The organism is Frigoribacterium sp. PhB107, assembly GCF_003751515.1.
In the GTDB taxonomy this organism is placed as follows: domain Bacteria; phylum Actinomycetota; class Actinomycetes; order Actinomycetales; family Microbacteriaceae; genus Frigoribacterium.
The window spans coordinates 1,020,704-1,044,455 of record NZ_RJKU01000002.1 but is presented as its reverse complement, the minus strand read 5'-3'; the positions used below and the strand labels follow the sequence as shown (position 1 = coordinate 1,044,455).

Genomic DNA, 23,752 nt, shown 5'->3' with positions numbered 1-23,752 from the left:
GCCTCCCCGACGCGCGCACAGCCCGCTCGGAGGGTGCGCATCTCGGCCTAGAGTGGAGGTCGTGACCATCGACACCGCTCGTCCCTGGCTGGCCTCCTACGCTCCCGGCGTCCCCCACGACATCGAGCCCGTCACGGGCTCCCTCCTCGACATCGTCGAGGGCACGGCCGCCGAGTACCCGAAGTCGGTGGCCCTCGAGTTCTTCGGTGCGACCACCACCTACGCCGAGCTCGTCGACCAGATCTCGCGCGCCGCCGAGGGGCTGCGCAAGCTCGGCGTCCGCCACGGCGACACCGTCGCCCTCGTGTTGCCGAACAGCCCCCAGCACGTGGTGGCGTTCTACGCGGTGCTGCGCCTCGGCGCGATCGTCGTCGAGCACAACCCGCTCTACACGCCGCGTGAGCTGCGGCACCAGTTCGAGGACCACGGCGCGAAGATCGCGATCGCGTGGGACAAGGTCGTCGAGACCCTGCAGGACTTCCCCTCCGACGTCGCCGTCGACTCGATCGTGTCGATCGACGTCACCCGAGGCATGCCCCTCGCGACGCGCACGGCCCTGCGCCTGCCGATCAAGAAGGCCCGCGAGTCCCGCGACCGCCTGACCACGACCGTCCGCGGCACCGTCCCGTGGGAGAAGGTCGTCGGCTCGTCGCGCATCAAGGCGCGTCACCCGAAGCCGGAGACCGCCGACCTCGCCGTCATCCAGTACACGAGCGGCACCACCGGCACCCCCAAGGGCGCCCAGCTGACCCACGCGAACCTGCTCTCGAACGCGGCGCAGTCCCGGGCGTGGGTGCCCACCATCACGCGGGGCGACTGCACCGTCTACGCCGTGCTGCCGATGTTCCACGCCTACGGCCTGACGCTCTGCCTCACCTTCGCGATGAGCATGGGCGCGCGCCTGGTGCTGTTCCCGGCCTTCGACCCGGCCCTCGTGCTCAAGGTGATGAAGAAGCGCCCGCCGACCTTCCTCCCGGCGGTCCCGCCCATCTACACGCGCCTCCGGAAGGCCGCCGACGACGCCGGGGTCTCGCTGAAGGGGGTCGAGGTGGCCATCTCGGGCGCCATGCCCCTCTCCGCCGACGTCGTCGAGCCCTGGGAGGAGCAGTCGGGCGGCTGGCTCGTCGAGGGCTACGGCCTCTCCGAGTGCTCGCCCGTGCTGATGGCCAACCCCGTCGGCCCGACCCGTCGCGCCGGCACCGTGGGCCTGCCCCTGTCGAGCACCGAGGTGCGCGTCGTCGACCCCGAGGACCCGACGGTCGACGTGCCCGCCGGCGAGAGCGGCGAGCTGATCGTGCGCGGCCCCCAGGTCTTCAGCGGGTATTACCGCAAGCCGCAGGAGTCGAGCGAGGTGTTCGTCGACGGCGACTGGTTCCGCACCGGCGACATCGTCACGATCGACCCGGACGGCTTCGTCCGCATCGTCGACCGCATCAAGGAGCTCATCATCACCGGCGGCTTCAACGTGAGCCCGTCCGAGGTCGAGGAGGTGCTGCTGCGTCACGAGGGAGTGGCCGAGGCCGCTGCGGTCGGCCTGCCCTCCCCCGGCGGCGAGCAGGTCGCGGCCGCGATCGTGCTGCACCCGGGTGCCGAGGTCGACGTGCAGGCGCTGCGCGCCTTCGCCCGCCAGCACCTCACGCCCTACAAGGTGCCCCGTCGCATCGTGGTCGTCGACGAGCTGCCGAAGTCGTTGATCGGCAAGGTGCTGCGCCGCAAGGTGCGGGACGAGCTCGCCGACCGCTGACCCGGGCCGACCAGCCGCCGCCGCTGCCGCCGCCGCGGCGTCGCCGACCGGCTCCGGCCGGCCGGCGCTAGCCTGGACGGCATGACCATCGACGCTCTGCCCACCAGCACGCCGTCCGCCGAGGGGATCGACGCCGCCGGCGTCGCGGCCTTCCTCGACGGGCTCGAGTCCACGCCCGGCGTCGAGCCGCACAGCGTCGTGCTGGTGCGTCACGGCTCCGTGGTGACGCAGGGCTGGTGGGCCCCGTACTCGGCCGACCGTGTCCACCTGCTCTACTCCCTGAGCAAGAGCTTCACCTCGACGGCCGTCGCCTTCGCGGTCGACGAGGGCCTCCTCGGCCTCGACGACACCGTGCTCAGCCACTTCCCCGAGCTCGACGCCGACGTGACCGACCCGCGCAGCCGGTCGATGCGCGTCCGCGACGTGCTCGCGATGTCGAGCGGACACCACGCGGAGGCCCTCGGCCGCGCGCTCGAGGCCGACGCGGCCGACCTCGTCCGCGGGTTCCTCCTCACGCCGCCGGAGGCCGACCCCGGCTCGGTCTTCGCCTACAACCAGCCCTGCACCTACGCGGTCGCGGCGATCGTGCAACGCGCCTCCGGCCTGTCGCTCACCGACTACCTGCGCCCGCGGCTGTTCGAGCCGCTCGGCGTCGGGCACGCTAGCTGGCAGCGCGACGGCAGCGGCCGCGAGATCGGCTTCAGCGGGCTGCACGCGCAGACCGAGGCCGTGGCCTTGCTCGGCCAGCTGTGGCTGCAGCGGGGCGTGTGGCAGGGCAGGCAGCTGCTCCCCGCCTCCTACGTCGACGAAGCGACCCGGGTGCAGGTCGCGAACCCCGACGAGGCGAACGCGGACTGGAGCCAGGGCTACGGCTTCCAGTTCTGGATGGCCCGGCACGGCTATCGCGGAGACGGCGCCTACGGCCAGTTCTGCGTCGTGCTGCCCGAGCACGACGTCGTGCTCGCGCTCACCGGCCAGACCGTCGACATGCAGGCCGTGCTCGACCTCGCCTGGCAGCACCTCCTGCCGGCCCTCGAGGGCCCGGGCGACGCGGCCGCCGACGACGCGCTGGCCCGCCGCACGGCCGCGCTCGGGCTGGCGACCCTGGAGGACGACTCCGGCGCTGCCGACCTGCGTGCCGCCTCCTTCGTGCCGACGTCGTCGAGCGAGCAGCCGTCGTTGACGTCGGTCGAGCTGGCGGGCGAAGGGTCGTCGTGGCGCGTGCTGCTGCACGAGAGCGACGACGTGCTCGAGGCCGAGGTCGTCCTCGGCGCCTGGACCGTCACCGACGCGCTCGCGGTCACCGCCGGCCGCCGGGGCGCGGCGCTGCAGGTCGACGTGGTGTTCGTCGAGACGCCGCACCGCCTGCACCTGGTGCTCGACGGAGGCGCCGCCGACGTCCGGTGGGAGACGACGCCGCTGCACGCACCTGCCCTGCGGCAGCTGCGAGCGCCGCGCCACGGCGAGACGTCCCCGCTCTAGCGACGAGGACGGCAGGCGGCCGGGCCCCGGGAGGCGGGGGTCAGCTCGGCGAGACCCGGTCGCGCAGTCGGCCCTCAGCCAGCCACGCCAGGCGGCGCAGCGTCTCGCGGTTGCGGACGCCGAGCGCCGGGTCGAGCACCGCGTCGGGGACGAGCGCGCCCGGCCCGGTGACCGCCTCCTCCTCCATCACGACGAGGCAGCCGCCCGCGCGCTCGTGCACGGTCAGGGCGACCTGCGCCTCGCCGAAGGGCCAGCCGCGGGCCCGGAAGACGGCCCGGTGCGGCGGGTGCCACTCGAGCACGCTCGTCGTGTCGTCGAGCACGAGCGGCCAGACGCCGAACGAGTGGTGGATCCGCGCCCCGACGGCCGGCCAGGTGAGCTCGACGTCGCGGATGCGGGAGGCGCCCACCACCCAGCTCGGGAACAGCCAGCCGTCGCTCAGCACGTCGAAGACCTCGTGCGGCGACGCCTCGAAGAACCTCTGGTCGCGACTCACGTCGTCGTCCCTCCGTCGGGCCCCAGCCGGGGCAGGTGGTCGATCCCGAACTCGTGGCGCAGGGCGCTCAGCGCCGCGTAGGCACCGCCCATGCCGTGCACCGAGGGGCCGGGCGGCACCGACGACGACGCGAGGTACGTCCCCGCGACCGGGGTGCGCCACGGGTCGGTCGACACCACGGGTCGCGCGATCAGCTGCCGCATCGTGGGGGCCCCCGACGCGATGTCGCCGCCGACGTAGTTCGGGTCGTGCTCCTCGAGGTCGGACGCCGTGTGGGCGCGGGACGCGAGGACGAGGTCGCGGAAGCCGGGCGCGAACCGCTCGATCTGCTGCGTGACCGCCTCGGTCATGTCGACGGTGCTGCCGTTCGGCACGTGCGCGTAGGTCCACAGGGCGTGCTGCCCGGCGGGCGCGCGGGTGTCGTCGACGACGCCCGCCTGCACCGCGAGCACGAACGGCTCGGCGGGGTGCACGCCGCGGGCGACGTCGTGCTCGGCCCGGGCGACGGCCGCACGGTCGCCGCCCAGGTGCACGGTCGGCGTGCGGCGCAGCTCCTCGGCCTGCCAGGGCACCGGGCCGCTGAGGGCGAAGTCCACCTTGGAGGCTCCTCCCCCGTACCGGAACCGCTCCAGCCGGCGACGGTACCCGGCGGGCATCTCGTCGCCGGCGATCGCGATCAGCTGCTTCGGGGTCACGTCGAGCAGCCGCACGGACGCGTCGAGCTGACGGAGGCTGGTCACCTCGACGCCGGTCTCGATCACCCCGCCGTGGGCGACGAGGTCGTCGGCGAGCGCGTCGGCGATGGCCTGGCTGCCCCCGCGGGGCACCGCCCACCCCACGCCGTGCCCGTGCACCGCGAGGGCGAGGCCGGCGGCCGACGCGCTGAGGCTCGGCATGGGCCGGATCGCGTGGGCCATCACGCCTGCGAGCAGTGCCCGCGCCTCCTCGGTCCTGAGCCCTGCGTCCCACCACGGACCCGCCTGGTGCAGGATCTGCAGGCCGAACTCGACCGTGGTGCCGAGGTGGCGCGGCACCTGCAGGATCGGCGACAGCGTGAACTGCGACAGCTCGGGCTCGAGGTCGACGAGGCGGGAGAACATCCGGTGCCAGGTCGGGCCGTCGACGCCCAGGCCGTCGACGGTGCGGTCGAGGTCGCGGTAGGCGACGCCCGCGGTGCCGCCGTCGAGCGGGTGCCCGTACGAGACCTCGGGCACGATCATCTCGACCCGTTGCTGGAGCCCCCACCGCCGGAAGAAGCCGGAGGCCATCGCCATGGGGTGCACCGCCGAGCAGATGTCGTGGCGGAAGCCCGGCAGGGTGAGCTCGGCGGTCCGGGTGCCGCCGCCGATCGCGTCGGCGCGCTCGAGCAGCTGGACGCGGAGCCCTGCCCTCGCGAGCACGACCGCGGCCGAGAGGCCGTTGGGCCCGGCGCCGACGACGACTGCGTCGAACGACGCCGTCACGGGCGGCGCCTGCTGCCGGCGACGGCACGCACCACGGCGGCGCCCGCGCCGAGGGCACCGGCCGCGGCGAGCGCGTAGCTGACGCCGCGGTTGCGCGTGTACCAGACCTGCGGGCTGGTCGAGCGGGCCTGGTCGTCGAAGATGCCGTGGGCGCCGTGGTCGCCGGCGACGGGGCTGTAGAGGTTGTCCGGCCACATCGGCTCGGACTTCTCGGGCGCCTGCTGCCCGCTGTAGCCGGTCTTGGCGAGGTACACGTCGAGCCAGTTGGCCACGAACCGGTTGCCGAGCACCGTCATGACGGTCGGCTCGCCGATCCACGAGCGACGACGCGGCTTGTCCGCGACGTCGGCGATCGCCCGGGCCCCCACCTCGGGCTGGAAGATCGGCGGCACCGGCTTCGGGTGCTCGGGGAGACGCGACCGGACCCAGTTGAACTGGATCGTGTTGAGGGCCGGCATGTCGACGGTCGAGATGACGACGTGGCTCCGGTTGTGGATCAGCTCGGTCGTCACCGACTCGGTGAACCCCTGCACGGCGTGCTTGGAGGCGCAGTACGCGGCCTGCAGCGGGATGCCCCGGTGCGCGAGCGCGGAGCCGACCTGGATCACGTGGCCCGCGTCGCGCGGCGTCATGCGCGACAGCGCCGCGCGGGTGCCGTTGACGAAGCCGAAGTAGTTCACCTGGGTGGCCCGCTCGAAGTCGTCGGGGTCGGTCTCGAGGAACTCGCCGAACACCCCGACCATGGCGCAGTTGACCCAGAGGCCGATGTCGCCGAGCTCGTCCTCGACGCGCGTCGCCGCCGCCTCGACCTGCTCGCGGTCGGCGACGTCGGTGGGGACGCCCAGGGCGCGGCGACCGGCCGCCCGGACGTCGGCGACGGCGCCGTCCAGCCCCTCCTGGCCGCGCGCCAGCACGGCGACGTCCCACCCGCGGTCGGCGAGCTCGCGCACCACGGCCCGGCCGAGCCCCGCGCTGCCCCCCGTCACGACGGCGATGCGAGAGATGGTGGGGTCGAGCTTGCTCATGGGTCTCCTCAGACGGTCTGCGACGGGGTCGTGGGGCGTGGGTGGTCGACGATAGTCCTGGCCAGGGGTCCCGGTCAGATGTCGAAGTCGCCGAAGCCGCCGCCCCCGCCGAGGTCGCCGCCGCCGAACCCGCCGCCGAAGTCGCCGCCCCCGAAGTCGCCTGCCGCGCCCGGGTCGCCGCCGGTGGCGTCGCCGGCGAGCTGCGGGTCGGAACCGCCGTCGGCACCGGCGTCCGCGGCGCCGTCGGCCCCTGCGTCGCCGTCCGCACCGGCGTCGCCCGCGTCGCCGCCGTCGGCCGTCGCGTCCCCGCCGTCGGGCAGGAACGAGCTGACGAGGGCCGAGCCGATCACGTACCCGGCGACCGTGCCGAGCAGCGAGCCGCCGATGATCGAGCCCATGCCCATGCCGGCGCCCTGCCGGCCCGGTGCCTGGCCGACGCCGGCCTGCGCGCCCTGCGGGCCGCCTCCCAGGGTCTGCTCGAGGGTGCCGGGACGACGCAGCTCGGAGCGGGTGGCCGCCTGGGCCAACGAGCCCGCGTCGTCACCGCGGGGCTGCTCGCCCTGGGGCGACTGACGGCTGAGCTCGTCGAAGACCGTGCGGCGCTGCTCGGGCGTCAGGGTCGCGAACGCCTCGGCGTGCACCTGCTCGATGGTCTCCGGCGGCGCGGTGCGGAGCAGGTAGCGGTAGCGCTCGACCGCGATCTCGTCGTCGGTGCGGCTGCCGGGGCGCTGACCGGTCTGCTGAGGGGCCTGCTGCTGCGCGCCCTGCGGGGTCGCGCCGTCCTGTGGGTCGTCTCGTCCGAGGAGCTTGTCGAGGAATCCCATGGTGTGCCGTTCCTTCCGGTCGCCCCGGGTGCCTCCCGGGCCTCCGACAGTACGGACGACCCGGTCCTCCCGCCTGGACGGACCGTGGGGATCCGCTCCGAGCACGCTCTCGGCACGACGGGACGGATCAGCTCCCGGTGCGCCCGGCCGCACGGCGACGGCGCACCGCCCGGACGACGAGCCAGAGGACGACCCCGGCGATCGCCGCGTAGACGGCGTAGTCGAGGTACTTCGCGTAGCGGTCGATCAGCTCGTACTGGGTGCCGAGGGCGACGCCCAGCCCGATCAGGAGCGTGTTCCAGAGGCCGCTGCCGATGATCGTGAAGAGCGAGAAGGTGACGAGCGGCATCCGGTCCGCGCCGGCGGGCAACGAGATGAGGCTCCGCACCCCGGGGATGAAGCGCCCGAAGAAGACCGCAGACCGGCCGTGGCGGTGGAACCAGCCCGCTGCGGAGTCGAAGTCCTCGCGGTCGACGAGGGGCAGCTTCGACAGCCAGCGGATGCTGCGCTCGAGGCCGAGCACGGCGCCCAGCCAGTAGAGCACCAGGGCGCCCACGTACGCGCCGAGCGTGGCCGTGGCCACGAGCAGGACGACGTTCATGTCGCCGCTGCCCGCCAGCGCACCGGCCAGGGGCAGGATCAGCTCGCTGGGGATCGGCGGGAACACCGTCTCGACGAAGGTGAGCAGGCCGACGCCCCACTCGCCGGCGGCGTCGATGACGCGGGAGGCGATGCCGACGATGCCGTCGCTCTCGGTGAGCGAGCCGGGCGAGGCGGAGGCGCTGGCGGTGGCGGTCGGGGCGAGGAGGAACGGGCTGGCGGCGGTGGAGGTCATGGGTCCCTGGGTCGGTTCGTGGCCCGCGAGGGCTCGGATCGGCTCGTCGAGCATGGCAGGGACGGCTGGGCGCAGCCCCGGACGCTGCACGCTCTGCACCGCGGCACCCTCGCCCCCACGCGCGCCCGCCCCCTCGCCCGGGACACGTCCGGACCAGGGGCGGCCCTGTCGGAGGCGCACGGTAGGTTGTCACCGACCGCTCCGCTCATCCCGAGTCGCGGTCCGGCACGGACGACAGGACTGAACGGGTACCACCATGGGATCGCTGATCTACGGCACGTCGAGCATCGAGATCGACTTCGACGACAGGACGCTCGAGCACCTGCAGATCGTCATCGCCACCAAGCTGCGACGACGTGAGTCGTTCTTCTTCTCGTGGCGCGACACCCAGAAGGTCGGCGACGGCCGCAGCAGCATCTGGCTCGATCCCGGCATTCCCCTCTACTTCAAGTACTCCGGCGGTCGCGTCCCGACGATCAGCCGCGAGTGGCTCGCCGAGCTGACCACCTCCTCCAACAGCTCGTCCGGCCTGGTGCTCACCGACGAGCCGAGCCTCGACAACTCCGCCAAGCGCAAGTAGCCGCCCCGAGCGGCGGTGGGTGCGTCAGCCCCCAGGTCGCTCAGCGGCGCGAGCTGCGGGCTCGACGGCGCCGCAGCCTCGCGAGTGCTCGCCAGCCCAGCAAGAAGACCCCGAGCACGACGACCGTGACGACCACGAAGCTCACCGCCGTGCCCTGACCGCTGATGACACGGAGCACCATCCCGACGACGACCGTGGCGGGCCACACGACGAGACCGGAGCCGAGGGCCGACAGAGCGCGCCCGCGCACCAGCACGAGGGCCCAGCCGACGACGAGCCCCGCGGCGAACGGCCACAGGGTCGTCAGCACACCGGCCAGCGCCGACCCCTCGTCGTGGCTGCGACGCCCGATCAGGACGAACGCCACCACAAGGACGAGATCCGCGACGAAGGCCCACCACGGCGACCGGCGCGCCGTCATCGTGGCTGCTCCAGGGTGCGCGACAGCTCGGCGAGGAGGTCGTCGACCTGGGGCTCGACGAGGCGCGCCAGCGCCTCCGCGATGCGCTCGCGGTGGCCGGCGACGGCGAAGCAGAGGGCCGTCCCGACCGCCTGCGCGTGCTCGTCGGCGAGCGCGAGCTCGCGACGGAGGGCCTGCTTGGCCTGCTCGGTGAACTCCGGCTCGGCCGCCGCCTCCTCGTCGGTCCCGCCTGCAGCAGGCGCGTCCTCGGCGGCGAGGCCCGCCAGGGTGAACAGGAACGGCTGGGTCGGGTCCGGCTCGGGGTCGACGTCGAGGCCGTCGAACTCGGGCGCGAGGTCGGCCTCCGGGCGGTACCCGTCGGGCTCGCCCGCCGCGGCGCGTCGCAGCTCGCGGTCGACCAGGGGCAGGTTGCGGGTCGTGTAGGTGTCGACCTCCGCGTCGACGATGTGCCGGAGGCGGTTGAGCAGCGCGTGCTGGACGGCGTGCGGCACGTCGTGGTCGAGACCGGCGGCGGTGGAGACCGGCGAGCCGAAGCAGGTGCGGCAGACCCGGGTGCGACCGCGGGCCGTACCGATCCGCCAGCGCGGCAGCCAGCGCAGCCAGGCGTCGACCGCCCCGCGCACCTGCCCCTCGATCGAATCGGCCATGCGACGAATCTAGGGCGCGGAGCCCGTCGGGGGCCGCTGCCGTCGGGCGATTCGCACCTCCGACGTCCCAGGGACCAGGAACGAGCCGTCACGCGGTCCTGATCCGTGCACGGATCAGGACGATCACGCCCCTCCCCGCGCGGATCAGGACAGATGTTCCTGGATGAGGAGGTGGCGGGCGGGTCGGGTCAGTCGACGGTGACGAAGTCGATCAGCTGCTCGACGCGGCCGAGCAGGGCGGGCTCGAGGTCGCCGAAGGTCCGTACTCGGCCGAGGATCCGCTGCCAGGCGGCGGCGATGTCGGCCTGGTCGTCGTGGGGCCAGCCGAGGTGCTCGCAGATGCCGTGCTTCCACTCGACCGAGCGCGGCACGGTGGGCCACGCCTCGAGACCCAGGCGACCCGGCTTCACGGCCTGCCAGACGTCGACGAACGGGTGGCCGACGACGAGCACGTGAGCGCCCGACGGCCCGCGGGCGATCGAGTCGGCGATGCGGCTCTCCTTCGACCCGGCCACCAGGTGGTCCACCAGCACGCCGACGCGGCGGCTCGCGGTCGGCCGGAACTCGGCGAGCACCTCGGCCAGGTGGTCGACGCCCTCGAGGTACTCGACGACGACGCCCTCGACCCGCAGGTCGGCGCCCCAGACCTTCTCGACGAGCTCGGCGTCGTGCCGGCCCTCGACGAAGATCCTGCTCTCGCGGGCGACCCGTGCCCTGGCCCCGTCGACCGCGAACGAGCCCGAGGCCGTCCGTGCGCGCCCCTGGGGCGCCGCGCGGGGCACGCGCAGCGCGACCGGGGAGCCGTCGATCAGGAACGACCCGCCGAGGGGGAAGGCGCGGACGCGGCCCTTCCAGTCCTCCAGCTCGACGGTGCCGGCCTCGACCCGCACGACGGCTCCCGTGAAGCCGCTGCGCGCCTCCTCGACGACGAGGTCGCGGACGGCGTCGGTGGGCGTCGGCGCCGGTCGCGACGAGCGCTTCCAGTCGCCGCTCAGCACGTCCTGTCCGTAGCGGTCGTCATCCACGGGGCGGTCCTCCTCGGGTGGGTCGGGTGGGTCGGGGCTGGTAGGGGCGCGGCGGGCCCTTGCCGTCGGGCTCGCCGCCGGCGGGGCGCCCCGTCGTCGGTCGACGCCCTGGCACGGTGCTCGAGGGCGGCGGGCGGGTCGCGCGGGGAGCCACAGCGGGGCCCGTGGCGGAGCCGAGCCCCGACCTGGGCCCGGGGCGGTCGGCAGGCGCGGTGGGGCGTGACGCAGGGTCGGCGCGCAGGGCCGGGGCGGCTGTGGACGACGACGCCGAGGCGGCAGCCCCCGATCGTGCCGGGGCCGTCGTCGCCGAAGCCGTCGGGCCAGCGGATCCGTCCGGTCGGAAGCCGAGCCCGAACGCCCAGGCGAAGCCGCCGAGCACGACGAGGACGTAGAGACCCGACGCGACGAGCGGCAGCCACCAGGCCGACAGCGGCCCCCCGCTCTGCCCGGCGATCGCGAGGACGACGAGGGCCGTCACGAACCAGACCGCGGCGGCGAAGGCCCGCGCGGCCCAGCGAGCCAGGCGCAGCCGCAGCTCGCGACGGCGGGGCGCCGCCTTCCAGTGCGCGGCGTACGGCACGAGCAGGTGCCGAGCCGGCGTCCACGCGAGCGCGGCGGCCGTCACCAGCCACGCCAGCACGAGGCCGACGAGCAGTGAGGAGGCGATCAGCACGAGGTCGGACCGGCTCGCCGCCAGCCCCGTGGCCCCGTCCCGGAGGTGGACCACCGCCACGCGCTCGGGCAGCAGCTGCGAGGCGGTCACCAGGACGAGCGCCGCCGCGACGAGGGCGAGGCCCATCGGCGCGGCGGCACGGAGCAGAGGCGGCACGGTCATCGTGACCGGGCCGCCTCTGCGGCGTCGAGGCGGGTGGTCAGGCCTGCGCCCTCTCGAGCACGAGCTCGCGGACGCGCGCGGCGTCCGCCTGGCCCTTCATCGCCTTCATGACGGCGCCGATGACAGCACCGGCCGCCTGGACCTTGCCGTCGCGGATCTTCGCCAGCACGTCGGGCTGCTGGGCGAGCGCCTCGTCGATGGCGGCGATGAGCGCTCCGTCGTCCGAGACGACCGCGAGGCCGCGCGAGGTGACGACCTCGGCGGGCGAGCCCTCGCCGGCGACGACGCCCTCGAGCACCTGACGGGCGAGACGGTCGGTCAGCTCGCCGGACTCGACGAGGGCGATCAGCTCGCTGACGTGCAGGGGCGACACGAGCGACGACGGCTCGACGCCGGCCGCGTTGGCGGTGCGGGCGATCTCGCCGGTCCACCACTTGCGGGCCGCCTGGGGCGACGCGCCGGCGGCGACGGTGTCGACGAGCTCCTGCAGGAGGCCCGAGTTGACGACGTCCTGGAACTCCTGGTCGGCGAAGGCCCACTCGGCCTTGAGACGGCGACGCAGGGCCACCGGCGCCTCCGGCAGGGCCAGGCGGAGCTGCTCGACGAGCTCGCGCGACGGGACGACCGGCAGCAGGTCGGGCTCGGGGAAGTACCGGTAGTCGTCGGCGTCGCTCTTCGGGCGCCCGGCGGAGGTGCGCCCGGTGTCCTCGTGCCAGTGGCGCGTCTCCTGGGTGACCGTCCCGCCCGCGGCGAGGATCGCCGCCTGGCGCTGGATCTCGTGGCGGACGGCGCGCTCGACCGAGCGGAACGAGTTGACGTTCTTCGTCTCGGTGCGCGTGCCCAGCTTCTCCTGGCCGTGCGGACGGAGCGACACGTTGGCGTCGCAGCGCAGGTTGCCGCGCTCCATCCGCGCCTCGCTGACGCCGAGGCTGCGGACGATGTCGCGGATCGTCGAGACGTACGCGGCGCCGAGCTCGGGGCCGAGGGCACCCGCGCCGATGATCGGCTTCGTGACGATCTCGACGAGCGGGATGCCCGCGCGGTTGTAGTCGACGAGCGAGTACTCGGCGCCCTGGATGCGACCGGTCGAGCCGCCGACGTGCGTGAGCTTGCCGGCGTCCTCCTCCATGTGCGCCCGCTCGATCGGCACGTGGAACACGGTGCCGTCGGGCAGCTCGACCTCGACCTCGCCCTCGAACGCGATCGGCTCGTCGAACTGGCTGACCTGGTAGTTCTTGGGGTTGTCCGGGTAGAAGTAGTTCTTCCGGGCGAAGCGCGAGCTCTCGGCGATCGAGCAGCCGAGCGCGAGGCCGAGGCTGATCGAGTAGGTCACGGCCTGCTCGTTGACCACCGGCAGCGAGCCCGGCAGCCCCAGGTCGACCGGCGTCACGTTCGTGTTCGGCTCGCCGCCGAAGAAGTTCGGCGCGTCGGAGAACATCTTGGTCTTCGTGCCGAGCTCGACGTGCACCTCGAAGCCGAGCACCACCTCGTAGCGGGCGAGCGCCTCGTCGTAGTCCATCAGGTCTGCCTTGGCCATCAGATGACTCCCTCGGTGGCGGCGGTCTGCTCGGTGCTGCTCAGGTCGGGCGCACGCGAGATGAGAGTGTGTCCCCAGCCCCGCTCGAGGAGCTGCTCGACGGCGGCGCCGTAGGTGTAGAGACGCGCGTCCTCGCGGGCGGGAGCCATGAACTGCAGGCCCGTCGGCAGGCCGTCCTCGTCGGCGAGCCCCATCGGCACCGTGATGCCGGGCACGCCGGCGAGGTTCGCGGGGATGGTCGTGAGGTCGTTCAGGTACATCGACAGCGGGTCGTCGAGCTTCTCGCCGAGCGGGAACGCCGTGGTCGGCGCCGACGGCGAGACGAGCACGTCGACCTTCTCGAACGCGGCCGCGAAGTCGCGCTGCACGAGCGTGCGCACCTTCTGGGCGCTGCCGTAGTAGGCGTCGTAGTAGCCCGCGCTCAGCGCGTAGGTGCCGAGGATGATGCGGCGCTTCACCTCCGGGCCGAAGCCGGCCTCGCGGGTGGCGGCCATGACGTCCTCGACGGTGCCGCGGCCCTCGGGCACGACGCGCATGCCGAAGCGCACGGAGTCGAACTTCGCGAGGTTGCTCGAGGCCTCCGCGGGGAGGATCAGGTAGTAGGCGCTGATCGCGTACTCGAAGCTCGGGGCGTCGATCTCGACGACCTCGGCGCCGGCGCCGGTCAGCAGGTCGAGCGCCTCGGCGAAGCGCGCCTTCACTCCTGCCTGGAAGCCCTCGCCGGCGAGCTGCCGGACGACGCCGACGCGCACGCCCTGCAGGGCACCGCCGGCCAGGCCGCGGCGGGCGGCGTCGGCGAACGACGGCCACTCGTCGCGCAGCGAGGTGGAGTCACGGCGGTCGTGGCCCTTGATGACGTCGTGCAGCAGCGCCGAGTCGAGCACGGTGCGGCTGACGGGGCCGACCTGGTCGAGCGAGCTCGCGAGCGCGATGGCGCCGTAGCGGCTGACGCCGCCGTAGGTGGGCTTGACGCCGACCGTTCCGGTGACGGCGCCCGGCTGGCGGATCGACCCGCCGGTGTCGCTGCCGAGGGCCAGGGGCGCCTCGAAGGCGGCGACGGCCGCGGCCGAGCCGCCGCCCGAGCCGCCGGGCACGCGGTCGAGCGACCACGGGTTGTGCGTCGGGCCGTAGGCGGAGAACTCGGTCGACGAGCCCATCGCGAACTCGTCCATGTTCGTCTTGCCGAGGAGCACGAGATCGGCGGCGCGCAGCTTCGCGACGACGGTCGCGTCGTACGGCGGCACCCAGCCCTCGAGGATGCGGCTGCCCGAGGTCGACGGCATGTCGATCGTGCAGAGGACGTCCTTGACGGCGATCGGCACGCCCGCGAGGGGGCCCATCGCGTCGCCCGCGGCGCGGCGGCGGTCGACGTCGGCTGCCGTCGCCAAGGCCTGGTCGCTGACGTGCAGGAACGCGTGCACGTCGCCGTCGACGGCGGCGATGCGGTCGAGGTGCGCCTGCACGACCTCGACGGACGACACGTCACGCGAGGCGAGGCGGGTGCTGAGGTCGTCCGCGCTGAGGCGGATGATCGAGGAGGCGTCGGCCACGGCTACTGCTCCTCTCCCAGGATGGCGGTCACGCGGAACCGCGAGCCGTCGTGGTCGGGCGCGCCCGAGAGCGCCTGCTCGACCGTGAGGGTCTCGCCGACGACGTCGTCGCGGAAGACGTTCGTCAACGGGATCGGGTGGCTGGTCGCCGGGACGTCGTCGGTCGCGACCTCGGACACCTTGGCGACGTTGTCGACGATCTGCCCGAGCTCCCGGGTCATGGTCTCGATCTCGTCGGGGGTGAGGGCGATGCGGGCGAGACCTGCGAGGTGCTCCACCTGTTCGCGCGTGATTTCAGACATGCTGCTCCGTCACGTGGTTCGTCTGGGGTACCGCGGCTGGGGGTACCCCACGATCTTACGGGGCCGCGCCCGGCCCGGCTGGTCCCGGCGGCTGCGGCCTCGAGGTCGCGTCCGGCGGGCGTCAGTCCCGCACGTAGAGCTCCTGGGGCCGCACGAGCGACAGGTCGGGCGCCTCGGGGGCGACCGGTCGGGGGTCGCCGGGCTCGCCGTCCACCAGGTCGCCGCGGCCGAGCCCGATGAGGGCCGTGCTGCGCAGGGTCTCGGTGCCCGGCACGAGGTAGGAGTTGTGGCCGAGGGCGGCGGCCAGGGCGCGTCCCGTGTAGCCGTCCGCGCCTCCCCCGGTGTGCAGCAGCACGGCGCCGAAGCCGGCGGTGCCGGGGTCGGCGCCGAAGTACGCGCTGCCGGCCACGGGGTCGAAGCTGCCCGCCGCGGCGTAGACGTCGTCGCCGGCGACGTCGAGCATCGACGCGGACGGGACGACGCTGCCGGGCGAGCCGAGCAGCACGAGGGAGTCGACCGAGACGGCCCCGGACGACAGGGCGAGCGTGGCAGTCGTCGACCCGTAGGAGTGGGCGACGACCGTCACCCGGGCAGGCGAGGAGGCGCGGGCCGCGTCGAGCCCCGTGATCGCGTCCCCGAGGCGGTCGGCCCCTGCCCGGGCGAGGTCGAGCCCGTAGACGTTGGTCAGGTCGGGGGTCCGGTAGCCGAGCCACGCCACGACGGCGACCTGGTCGAGCCCGTCGCCGTCGGCCCTCGCCAGGAGGTACGTCCACGACCGCTGTTCGTCGTAGAGCTCGCCGGCCGTGTCGGTCCAGTCGACGAGCTGGCTGCCGACGGTGAAGAACATGCCCGGCACGAGCACGCTGACGTCGTCGGCCGTGTCGAGGTCGCCCACCGAGACGGCGGCCCGGCCCGGCAGCACCGTGTCCAGGACGACGAGGTGCCGCTCAGCGTCGCCGGCCGCGCGGCCCCCGATCGCCGCGGCGACCTGGTCGAGCATCTCGGCGCGGGCGTCGTCGTCGCGCCGTTCGTCCCGGGTGCCCCGACGCTCGTCGATCGCCGTGCGCGCGGCCACGAGGAACAGGCGGTTGGCCTCGTCCCTGGCCGTGTAGGGCACGCCCTCGAGGTTGCCGACCAGGCCGGGAACGCGAGCGACGAGTGTCAGCTGGCGCGAGGGGTCGAGGCCGGCCCACCAGGATGCGACCTCGGAGGCGGTCCGGACGGAGGCGACCGCGTCGACGAGCGCACCGGTGTCGTCGCCGGAGGCGTCCAGGGAGGCGGCCAGGCCCTCGAGCTCGTCCTGCCTCGCCGTCGCGAGGTCGTCGAGGCAGGACGCGGGGACGGCTCCCGCGCAGACGTCGGAGAGGGCCGGGCGGGCAGGCTCGGCCAGGCTCGTGGGCGCAGGCGAAGTCCCCGGGCCGACGGACGTGGCGTGCTCGGACTCGGTTCGGTCCTGGCGAGCTGACGTCTCGGACCCCGTTCGCGTATCGGACCCCGTGCGCACCGGGGACACCGTGTGCGCCTCGGCACCCGCTGCCCCAGGCCCGGCGGCAGGCTCGACGGGACCGACGACCACCCCGGTGAGGTGGATCGATGCGGACAGGATGGCTGCGGCGAGGAACAGCACGTCGGGTCTTTCCCTCTCGTGCGCACCCGAGCCACGACCCCCTACAGCCCCGGCCGATGCGCGCCCTCATCTTAAGAGCGCGAGGTGCCGCCTGACCAGGGTTTTCGTCAGCCAGCTGAGGATTCGTCCCCCGAATCGGGGACAGCGAGCCCCGCTGGGCCCTCCTTAAGGAGGACAGCGAACTCGGCGGCGTCGATGATCCGGACGCCGAGCTGCTCCGCCTTCGTGAGCTTCGACCCGGCACCGGGGCCGGCGGCCACGAAGTCGGTCTTCTTGCTCACGCTGTTGCCAGCCTTGCCGCCGGCCGCGAGGATCGCCTCCTGCGCGCCCTCCCGGCTGAAGCCCTCGAGGCTGCCCGTGGCCACCACGGTCAGGCCCGAGAGCACTCCCCCCGCCTCGACGGCCGCGCCGGGCCCCGGGTGGTCGGGCGTCGTCAGCTGGACGCCGGCCGCGGCCCAGCGGTCGACGATCTCGACATGCCAGTCGACCTCGAACCAGTCGCGCAGGGCGTCGGCGATGATGCCGCCCACGCCGTCGACCGCGGCCAGCTCGTCGCGGGTCGCGGCTCGGATCGCGTCGAGCGAGCCGAAGTGGCCGGCCAGGGCCCGGGCGGCCACCGGCCCGACGTGGCGGATGCTGAGGCCGACGAGGATGCGCCAGAGCGGGCTCGTCTTCGCTGCCTCGAGGTTGGCGAGCATCTCGATCGCCGTCTTCGACGGCACGCTCGTCTCGTCACCGGCGAACTCCGTGGCGCCGGGGTCGAAGGGGCCGTCCTTCTTCGCACGACGCCGCCGGAACGGCGTGACGAGCTTGGGCACCCCGTCGGCCTCGAGCTTCTCCATGCCCGTCTCGGAGTCACGCACGACCACCCGCACGGGGAAGATGTCGCTCATGGTCAGGTCGAACAAGCCCGCCTCGGTGCGGAGCGGCGGCGTCGCCGGCTCGACGGGCTGCGTCAGCGCGGCCGCCGCGACCTCGCCGAGGCCCTCGACGTCGAGCGAGCCGCGCGAGGCGATGTGCTCGACGCGGCCGCGCACCTGCGCGGGGCAGCTCTCGGCGTTGGGGCAGCGGAGGTCGATGTCGCCCTCCTTCGCGGGCCGCAGCGTCGTGCCGCACTCGGGGCACTCGGTCGGCATCACGAACTCGCGCTCGCTGCCGTCGCGCAGCTCGACGACCGGGCCGAGCACCTCGGGGATCACGTCGCCGGCCTTGCGCAGCACGACGGTGTCGCCGATCAGCACGCCCTTGGCCTTGACCACCTGCTGGTTGTGCAGGGTCGCCTGGCGCACCTCGCTGCCCGCGACCTCCACCTTGCGCATCACCGCGAAGGGCGTGGCACGGCCCGTACGGCCCACGCTCACGACGATGTCGAGCAGCTCGGTGTTGACCTCTTCTGGCGGGTACTTGAACGCCGTGGCCCAGCGCGGCGCCCGGCTCGTCGCGCCGAGCTCGTCGTGCAGCGCGAGGTCGTCGACCTTGACGACGATGCCGTCGATCTGGTGCTCGACGCTGGACCGTCGTACGCCGTAGTCGTGGATGAACGCGGCGACCTCGGGCACGGTGTCGTACACGCGGTGGTGGGTCGAGATGGGCAGGCCCCACGAGGCGAGGAGGTCGTAGACCTCGCTCTGGCTGTGGACGTCGGTGTCGCGCTCGAGCTCGCGCACGGGCCAGGCGCCGATGCCGTGCACGAGCATCCGCAGGCTGCGGAGCCGGGCGTCCATCAAGGCGCGCTTCTCGGGGCTCTTGCCCTCGGCCTTCTGGCGCAGCGACCCGGCCGCGGCGTTGCGCGGGTTCGCGAAGACGCGCTCGCCCGCCTCGCGCTGGCGGGCGTTCAGCTGGTCGAACTCGGCGACCGGGAAGAAGATCTCGCCGCGCACCTCGACGATCGGAGGGTGGCCGGTGCCCTCGAGACGCTCGGGGATCGTCCCCATGGTGAGGACGTTGCCCGTGACGTCTTCGCCCACGACGCCGTCGCCGCGGGTGGCGGCCGTGATGAGCACGCCCTGCTCGTAGCGGAGGTTGATGGCGAGCCCGTCGATCTTGAGCTCGCAGAGGAAACGGACACGCTCGGCGCCGGCGTCGCGCTCGACCTTGCCGGCCCACTCGGCGAGCTCGTCGTCGCTGAAGACGTTGTCGAGGCTGAGCATGCGCTCGGCGTGCTCGACGGGGGCGAACTGCGTCGTCTCGGCCCGGCCGCCCACGGTCTGCGTCGGACTGTCCGCCTTGAGCAGCTCGGGGTGCTCGCCCTCGAGCTCGGCGAGACGCCGCACCAGGGCGTCGTAGTCGGAGTCGGACGCCGTCGAGGCGTTGCCCTCGTAGTACTGGTCGCGCAGCTCTAGCACTCGCGACGTGAGCTGCTCGACCTCGTCACGCGCGGCGGCGAGGTCGTCAGGAGTCGCCTCGGGCACGACGGCCTCGGCCGCGTCGCTCACGGCGCGGGGACCGGGACGGCGCTGACCGTCCGGTCGATCGTGCACTGGCCGAGCACGCGGGTGCCGACGTAGACGACGGCCGTCTGCCCGGGGGCGACGCCGCTGAGGGGCTCGTGGGGAGTGATCACGAGCTCCGTTCTACCCTCGACCACCGACACCCGCGCAACGGCGGGGACGGGGTCGGCGTGGGCCCTGATCTGGACGTCGCAGCCGAACGCCGTCGTGGGGTCGACCGGCGCGCGGCCGGCCCACGTGTACGAGCCGCCGGCGATCTCGGCGATGTCGAGCGCCTCCTTCGGGCCCACCACCACCGTGTTGTCGACCGGTCGCACCTCGAGCACGAAGCGGGGCTTGCCGTCGTCCGACGGGAAGCCGACGTTGAGGCCCTTGCGCTGCCCGACCGTGAACGCGTGCGCGCCCTGGTGCGTGCCGATCGTCTCGCCCGAGCGGTCGAGGATGTCGCCCTGCTCGGCGCCGACGCGCTCCGCGAGCCAGCCGCGGGTGTCGCCGTCGGGGATGAAGCAGATGTCGTGGCTGTCGGGCTTCGCCGCGACGCTGAGGCCACGGGCGGCGGCCTCGGCCCGCACCTCGGCCTTCGAGGGCGTGGCCCCGAGCGGGAACATCGAGTGCGCCAGCTGCTCGGCGGTGAGCACGCCGAGCACGTACGACTGGTCCTTGGCCCACGCGGAGGCGCGGTGCAGCTCTCGCTCGCCCTGGTCGTCGGTGACGATGGTCGCGTAGTGCCCGGTGCACACCGCGTCGAAGCCGAGCGCGAGGGCCTTCTCGAGCAGGGCGGCGAACTTGATGCGCTCGTTGCAGCGCATGCAGGGGTTCGGGGTGCGACCAGCGGTGTACTCGGCCACGAAGTCGTCGACGACGTCGAGCTTGAACCGCTCGCTGAAGTCCCACACGTAGTAGGGGATGCCGATGACGTCGGCGGCACGCTGGGCGTCCATCGAGTCCTCGATGGTGCAGCAGCCGCGGCTGCCGGTGCGGAGGGTGCCGGGCATCCGGCTGAGGGCCAGGTGCACCCCGACGACGTCGTGGCCGGCCTCGACCGCCCTGGCCGCGGCGACCGCCGAGTCGACGCCGCCGCTCATCGCTGCGAGGATCTTCATCCGTCAAGTGTAAGCAGCCGCGCCCGGGCCCGGCGGGGCCAGGGCGGTCGACCCCGGCCGAGGCAGGCATAGTGTGGCCGGTGCCATGACGTCGACGCCCTCCCCCGCCTTCTCGTTCCGGTCCGTCGCCCTGTCGGCCTTCCTCCCCGCCGCCTTGTTCGCGATCGGCGAGGGTGCGATCATCCCGATCATCCCGGTCGTCGCCAGCGACCTCGGGGCGACCCTGCCCTTCGCGGCCTTCGTCGCCGCGCTCATCCTGGTGGGCGAGCTGATCGGCGACGTCCCGAGCGGCTGGCTCGTCTCCCGCATCGGCGAGCGCACCGCGATGATCTCCGCCGCGCTCGTGAGCATCGTCGGGCTGCTGACCTGCGTGTGGGCGCCGAACGAGTGGGTCCTGGCCGGGGGCGTGCTGCTGATCGGCCTCTCGACGGCCGTGTTCGCCCTGGCCCGGCACGCGTTCATGACGAGCTTCGTGCCGGTCGAGGTCCGGGCGCGGGCGCTCTCGAGCCTCGGCGGGGTCTTCCGGCTCGGCTACTTCGTCGGCCCGTTCCTCGCGGCCGGCACCATCCACCTCACCGGCTCGACGCAGTCCGCCTTCTGGATCCACGTCGCCGGCTGCCTCGGCGCGGCCGTCGTGCTGCTCGTGCTGCGCGACCCGTCCGAGGTGCTCCGCGAGCGGCGGGCGGCGGCCGCCGTCCCCGTCGACGCCCCGACCGTCGGCGAGGAGGAGGTCGCGAAGGAGGCGGAGGGCCTGTTCCGCACGCTCGCCCGCCACCGCGGCGTCCTCGTCAAGCTGGGCAGCGGCGCCGCGCTGATCGGCGCGATGCGGGCCGGGCGCCAGGTGATCCTGCCGCTCTGGGCCGTGAGCATCGGGATCAGCGCGCCGCAGACGGCGCTGATCATCGGCATCGCGGGCGCCGTCGACTTCGCGCTCTTCTACACGAGCGGCCAGATCATGGACCGCTGGGGCCGCCTCTGGAGCGCCGTCCCCTCGATGGTCGGCCTCTCGATCTCGTACCTGGCGTTGTCGCTCACCCACGACCTCGACGCCCGGGTGGGCTGGTTCGTGGCGGTGGCGATGTTCATGTCGCTCGCGAACGGCATCGGCAGCGGCATCCTCATGACCCTCGGCGCCGACCTCGCCGACCGGGCCGACCCTGCGCCGTTCCTCGGCGCCTGGCGGTTCACGGGCGACGCGGGCAGTGCGGCCGCACCGCTGCTCATCTCGGGGCTGACCGCCGTGGTCTCGATCTCGCTGGCGAGCGGGGTGATGGGCGTGCTCGGCCTCGTCGGGGCCGTCATCCTGCTGCGCTACGTGCCGCGGTACTCGCCGCACGTGCCGCGGGAGCTGCGCTGAGCCCAGGCCGTCGCCGCCTCGTGCTCGTGCTCGTGCTCGTGCTCGTCGGTACACTCGGTCCTGCCCGCGGGAGTGGTGAAACTGGCAGACACGCAGGATTTAGGTTCCTGTGCCTTCGGGCGTGAGGGTTCAAGTCCCTTCTCCCGCACGAGTAGCCTGGGCCTCCCGGCACCTCGAGAAAGAGACCCATGCTGCCCCTGGCGACCATCTCGTGGCTCGACCCCGAGTACCTCCTGTCGGCGTTCGGCCCGTGGGCCGTGCTCGGCGTCTGCCTGCTCGTCTTCGCCGAGACCGGGCTGTTGATCGGGTTCCTGTTCCCCGGCGACACCCTGCTCATCATCACGGGCATCCTGGCGGCCACGAACCCCGGCGCCCTCGGCCTGCCGATCTGGCTCATCGCGATCTTCATCGGCATCGCCGCCTTCGCCGGCGGCGAGCTCGGCTACCTGATCGGCCACAAGATCGGGCCGCGCATCTTCGAGCGGAAGGAGAGCGGGCTGTTCAGCAAGGCGAACGTGAACCGGACGAACGCCTTCTTCGAGCGCTTCGGCCCGCTCGCGGTCATCATCGCCCGGTTCGTGCCGGTCGTCCGCACCTTCGCGCCGATCATGGCCGGCGTCGGGCACATGAGCTACCGGCGCTACTCGCTCTACAACGGCATCGGCGCGGTCCTCTGGGGCTTCGGCGTCACCATGCTCGGCTTCGGCATCGGCCACATCCCGCCCGTCGCCGACTTCGTCAGCTCGTACATCGATCTGATCCTGCTGGGCGCCGTGCTCGCGACGCTGATCCCCGTCGCGATCCACTACTTCCACGGCGTGCACACGGCCAAGAAGCACGAGGCCGACGACACGACCCCCGACGCCGAGGTCGACGCCGCGGCAGTCGAGTCGGCGCCCGTCGACTCCCCCACAGGCCAGACGCCCACGCAGGCCTGACCCCCCTCCTCATTCAGGAAGATCGGTCCTGATCCTCGCGGATCAGGTGCCGATCTTCCTGTCTGCTGCAGCGTTCACGAACCCCGTCGAGGCGCTTCCTGAGTTGCCCGCGCGGTCGGGCCCGCGAGGGCTCAGCCAGCCCGCGGGCAACAGCAGAGGCGGTCAGCCCGGGAGGGCCGCGACGTGCGGCGCGATGGCGCGGAACGCCCGCGACCGATGGCTGACCGCGTTCTTCTCGTCCGGGGTGAGCTCGGCCGCGCTGCGGGTCTCGCCCTCGGGCCGGAACACGGGGTCGTACCCGTGTCCGCCCGTGCCGACCCGCGCCTCCAGGACCTCGCCCGGCCACTCGCCCTGCTCCACCAGCTCGCGGGCGGCGACCGTGCCGTCCGCCGACGCGGGCACGACGAGCGCCGCCGCGCACGAGAAGTGCGCCGAGCGGTCGGGCACGCCGACCAGGTTCGCCAGCAGCAGGTCGATGTTGTCGTCGTCGTCACGGGTGCCGGCGTAGCGCGCCGAGTGGATGCCGGGCGCGCCCCCGAGGGCGTGGGCCGAGATGCCGCTGTCGTCGGCGAGCGCCGGCAGCCCGGTGTGGGCCGCCGCCGCGCGTGCCTTGATCAGCGCGTTCGCGGCGAACGTGTCGCCGTCCTCGACGGGCTCCGGGCCGTCGTAGGCGACCAGCTCCACACCAGGTGCGGTCTCGGCGAGCAGCAGCCGCAGTTCTCGGACCTTGCCCTGGTTGTGCGTGGCGATGACGACCTGCGTCACGCGCCCAGCACCTCCGCCTGGAGGGTGGTCAGGTCGGCGCCGCCGGCGACGGCCAGGTCGAGCAGCTCGCCGAGCTCGCGCCGGTCGAAGGGCGCTCCCTCGGCCGTGCCCTGCACCTCGACGAAGAGGCCGGAGCCCGTGACGACGACGTTCATGTCGGTCTCGGCGCGGACGTCCTCGACGTAGGCGAGGTCGAGCAGCGGGACGCCGTCGACGATGCCGACCGAGACGGCGGCGACGCTGTCGGTCAGCGGGGCCGCCTTCTGGGCGATGAACTTCTTCTCGCGGCCCCACTCGATCGCCTGGGCGAGCGCGACGTAGGCGCCCGTGATGGCGGCCGTGCGCGTGCCGCCGTCGGCCTGGAGCACGTCGCAGTCGAGCACGATGGTGTTCTCGCCGAGGGCCTTCGTGTCGACCACGGCCCGGAGGCTGCGACCGATCAGGCGGGAGATCTCGTGGGTGCGTCCGCCGATCTTGCCCTTGACGCTCTCGCGGTCGTTCCGCGAGCCGGTCGCGCGCGGCAGCATGGCGTACTCGGCCGTGACCCAGCCCTTGCCCTTGCCGGCCAGCCAGCGCGGCACGCCGTTCGTGAAGGAGGCGGTGCACAGCACCTTCGTGTCGCCGAACGACACCAGGGCGCTCCCCTCGGCCTGCGCGCTCCAGCCCTTCTCGATGGTGACGCGTCGCAGCTGGTCGGCGCGGCGGCCGTCGGCGCGGACGAGGTCGGTGGTGGTCTCGGTCATGGT

General features: G+C 73.4%; 22 protein-coding genes and 1 tRNA gene. 6 read left to right on the top strand and 17 right to left on the bottom strand.

The genetic code is table 11. The features are described 5' to 3' along the window. Nucleotides 1-61: 61 nt before the first annotated feature. Complete coding sequence (locus EDF18_RS13095; protein ID WP_123548356.1) at nt 62-1,744, top strand: long-chain-fatty-acid--CoA ligase; 1,683 nt, start codon at nt 62-64, stop codon at nt 1,742-1,744. A gap of 81 nt (nt 1,745-1,825) precedes the next feature. Next, a complete protein-coding gene (locus EDF18_RS13090; protein ID WP_123548183.1) occupies nt 1,826-3,226 on the top strand; it encodes a serine hydrolase in 1,401 nt (466 codons plus the stop codon). Nucleotides 3,227-3,266: 40 nt separating this feature from the next. On the opposite strand, the gene EDF18_RS13085 is transcribed toward EDF18_RS13090, so the two are convergent. The 5 genes from EDF18_RS13085 to EDF18_RS13065 all read right to left on the bottom strand — a co-directional run bounded on the left by EDF18_RS13085 (nt 3,267) and on the right by EDF18_RS13065 (nt 7,869). Further along, nucleotides 3,267-3,722 (bottom strand): SRPBCC family protein, encoded by a 456-nt coding sequence (locus EDF18_RS13085; RefSeq protein WP_123548182.1) that lies wholly within the window; start codon nt 3,720-3,722, stop codon nt 3,267-3,269. After that, entirely contained in the window at nt 3,719-5,185 is a 1,467-nt protein-coding gene (locus EDF18_RS13080) for an NAD(P)/FAD-dependent oxidoreductase (RefSeq protein ID WP_123548181.1), read from the bottom strand. Before EDF18_RS13080 ends, EDF18_RS13085 begins: the two co-directional genes overlap by 4 nt. After that, complete coding sequence (locus EDF18_RS13075; RefSeq protein WP_197980647.1) at nt 5,182-6,210, bottom strand: SDR family oxidoreductase; 1,029 nt, start codon at nt 6,208-6,210, stop codon at nt 5,182-5,184. Before EDF18_RS13075 ends, EDF18_RS13080 begins: the two co-directional genes overlap by 4 nt. A gap of 74 nt (nt 6,211-6,284) precedes the next feature. Beyond that, nucleotides 6,285-7,034 carry a hypothetical protein gene (locus EDF18_RS13070; RefSeq protein WP_123548180.1) on the bottom strand — a complete coding sequence of 250 codons (750 nt, stop codon included), beginning with the start codon at nt 7,032-7,034 and terminating at the stop codon, nt 6,285-6,287. 127 nt (nt 7,035-7,161) lie between these two features. Next, nucleotides 7,162-7,869 carry a DedA family protein gene (locus tag EDF18_RS13065; RefSeq protein ID WP_123548354.1) on the bottom strand — a complete coding sequence of 236 codons (708 nt, stop codon included), beginning with the start codon at nt 7,867-7,869 and terminating at the stop codon, nt 7,162-7,164. Nucleotides 7,870-8,125: 256 nt separating this feature from the next. Here EDF18_RS13065 and EDF18_RS13060 point away from each other — a divergent pair, with 256 nt between their 5' ends. Then, nucleotides 8,126-8,449, top strand: a complete 324-nt coding sequence (locus EDF18_RS13060) for an ATP-dependent DNA ligase (RefSeq protein ID WP_123548179.1) — start codon at nt 8,126-8,128, stop codon at nt 8,447-8,449. A gap of 40 nt (nt 8,450-8,489) precedes the next feature. On the opposite strand, the gene EDF18_RS13055 is transcribed toward EDF18_RS13060, so the two are convergent. The 10 genes from EDF18_RS13055 to mnmA form a co-directional block, all read right to left on the bottom strand. Beyond that, on the bottom strand, nt 8,490-8,870 hold the full coding sequence (locus EDF18_RS13055; protein ID WP_123548178.1) for a DUF3054 domain-containing protein: 381 nt from the start codon (nt 8,868-8,870) through the stop codon (nt 8,490-8,492). Continuing rightward, nucleotides 8,867-9,517 carry a spermidine/putrescine ABC transporter substrate-binding protein gene (locus EDF18_RS13050; RefSeq protein WP_123548177.1) on the bottom strand — a complete coding sequence of 217 codons (651 nt, stop codon included), beginning with the start codon at nt 9,515-9,517 and terminating at the stop codon, nt 8,867-8,869. Before EDF18_RS13050 ends, EDF18_RS13055 begins: the two co-directional genes overlap by 4 nt. Nucleotides 9,518-9,705: 188 nt before the next feature. Beyond that, entirely contained in the window at nt 9,706-10,542 is an 837-nt protein-coding gene (locus EDF18_RS13045; protein ID WP_199732431.1) for a DUF3097 domain-containing protein, read from the bottom strand. Continuing rightward, the gene (locus tag EDF18_RS13040; RefSeq protein WP_123548176.1) at nt 10,535-11,377 is read right to left on the bottom strand and encodes a hypothetical protein; all 843 of its coding nucleotides are present in this window, start codon (nt 11,375-11,377) and stop codon (nt 10,535-10,537) included. Before EDF18_RS13040 ends, EDF18_RS13045 begins: the two co-directional genes overlap by 8 nt. A gap of 37 nt (nt 11,378-11,414) precedes the next feature. Continuing rightward, nucleotides 11,415-12,914, bottom strand: coding sequence for an Asp-tRNA(Asn)/Glu-tRNA(Gln) amidotransferase subunit GatB (gene gatB, locus EDF18_RS13035; protein ID WP_123548175.1), 1,500 nt, complete (start codon nt 12,912-12,914; stop codon nt 11,415-11,417). Continuing rightward, nucleotides 12,914-14,464, bottom strand: coding sequence for an Asp-tRNA(Asn)/Glu-tRNA(Gln) amidotransferase subunit GatA (gene gatA, locus EDF18_RS13030; RefSeq protein ID WP_123548174.1), 1,551 nt, complete (start codon nt 14,462-14,464; stop codon nt 12,914-12,916). The genes gatB and gatA overlap by 1 nt, the downstream gene beginning before the upstream one ends. A 2-nt stretch (nt 14,465-14,466) precedes the next feature. After that, on the bottom strand, nt 14,467-14,766 hold the full coding sequence (gene gatC, locus EDF18_RS13025) for an Asp-tRNA(Asn)/Glu-tRNA(Gln) amidotransferase subunit GatC (RefSeq protein WP_123548173.1): 300 nt from the start codon (nt 14,764-14,766) through the stop codon (nt 14,467-14,469). 121 nt (nt 14,767-14,887) lie between these two features. Further along, entirely contained in the window at nt 14,888-16,393 is a 1,506-nt protein-coding gene (locus EDF18_RS13020; protein WP_123548172.1) for an alpha/beta hydrolase, read from the bottom strand. A gap of 107 nt (nt 16,394-16,500) precedes the next feature. Continuing rightward, nucleotides 16,501-18,828 (bottom strand): NAD-dependent DNA ligase LigA, encoded by a 2,328-nt coding sequence (gene ligA / locus EDF18_RS13015; RefSeq protein ID WP_233569135.1) that lies wholly within the window; start codon nt 18,826-18,828, stop codon nt 16,501-16,503. Beyond that, nucleotides 18,825-19,946 (bottom strand): tRNA 2-thiouridine(34) synthase MnmA, encoded by a 1,122-nt coding sequence (gene mnmA / locus EDF18_RS13010; protein WP_123548171.1) that lies wholly within the window; start codon nt 19,944-19,946, stop codon nt 18,825-18,827. Before mnmA ends, ligA begins: the two co-directional genes overlap by 4 nt. An 85-nt stretch (nt 19,947-20,031) precedes the next feature. Between mnmA and EDF18_RS13005 the strand changes: the two genes are divergently transcribed. From EDF18_RS13005 to EDF18_RS12995, 3 genes are all read left to right on the top strand, one after another. Further along, nucleotides 20,032-21,303: an MFS transporter gene (locus EDF18_RS13005; protein ID WP_123548170.1), complete on the top strand. Its 1,272-nt coding sequence runs from the start codon at nt 20,032-20,034 to the stop codon at nt 21,301-21,303. Nucleotides 21,304-21,369: 66 nt separating this feature from the next. Continuing rightward, nucleotides 21,370-21,451, top strand: a tRNA-Leu gene (locus EDF18_RS13000). Between the two features lie 40 nt (nt 21,452-21,491). Next, a complete protein-coding gene (locus tag EDF18_RS12995) occupies nt 21,492-22,241 on the top strand; it encodes a DedA family protein (protein ID WP_123548169.1) in 750 nt (249 codons plus the stop codon). Between the two features lie 162 nt (nt 22,242-22,403). On the opposite strand, the gene rdgB is transcribed toward EDF18_RS12995, so the two are convergent. Together rdgB and rph are read right to left on the bottom strand one after the other, a co-directional pair. Beyond that, nucleotides 22,404-23,006 (bottom strand): RdgB/HAM1 family non-canonical purine NTP pyrophosphatase, encoded by a 603-nt coding sequence (rdgB, locus tag EDF18_RS12990; RefSeq protein WP_123548168.1) that lies wholly within the window; start codon nt 23,004-23,006, stop codon nt 22,404-22,406. Continuing rightward, a complete protein-coding gene (gene rph, locus EDF18_RS12985; protein WP_123548167.1) occupies nt 23,003-23,749 on the bottom strand; it encodes a ribonuclease PH in 747 nt (248 codons plus the stop codon). Before rph ends, rdgB begins: the two co-directional genes overlap by 4 nt. Nucleotides 23,750-23,752 lie beyond the last annotated feature (3 nt).